Genomic DNA, 720 nt, shown 5'->3' with positions numbered 1-720 from the left:
TCTGAACTCGGTGGCGTCGCCGTAGCCGGCATCTGCGACGACGGGCCGTGCAGGTCGGCCCCACTCGCGGAGTTCGTCGATCATCTCGATCGCCATTTCCCATTTGCGGCGGTGATGTTCGGTATCAGGAATACCGCTGCGGGCGCGGCGGGCGGTGATCGCGGCGTTGACCTCAGGATCTTCGGAGAGGGTCTCGTCCCAACTCGTGGGCACGTACAGGCGCCAGTCCAACGGGGCGGACGCGGCGTCTGTGGCGGCATGAACACTGACCGCGACCTGGCAGTTGCCGACTTTGCCGAGGGTGCCCGAGTACTGGCGTGCTACGCACGGTGAGGCGGGCCCGTCCTTGGCGAATCCGGTGTCGTCGATCACCCACACCTGCGGGTCGATCACTTCGCAGGCTTTGCGGGAGAGGATCTTTCGTACCGGGGTGACATTCCATGGGGAGCTGGTGACGAACTGTTGTAGCCGCTGATGATCGACGTTCAGTCGCTCAGCCATCGGTTGCATCGACTTGCGTCGACCGTCGAGCATCAACCCGCGGACATACACCCCGGCAGTGGCCACTCGGTCTTTGCGGGTCAGGGATGAGAACACTTCACCGACATACGAATCGATCAATTCATCGACCTCGTCGAGTTCTGACGTATCCATCCACGAATGGTCTCGAGAATCGACGGAAAACTCGAGCCGACACGCCGACCTAACAAAGTACTACTA

At 61.4% G+C, this 720-nt stretch carries 1 protein-coding gene; it reads right to left on the bottom strand.

Annotated elements, in window-relative coordinates; all coding sequences use genetic code 11:
- Positions 1-654 (bottom strand): IS701 family transposase (locus tag A2J03_RS26775; protein ID WP_156520607.1); only part of this gene is annotated, 654 nt, incomplete at its 3' end.
- Between the last annotated feature and the right edge of the window lie 66 nt (positions 655-720).

The organism is Rhodococcus sp. EPR-157 (assembly GCF_001647195.1).
GTDB lineage: Bacteria > Actinomycetota > Actinomycetes > Mycobacteriales > Mycobacteriaceae > Rhodococcoides.
The sequence above is the reverse complement of the archived record's forward strand: the minus strand, read 5'-3'. Positions and strand labels throughout refer to the sequence as shown.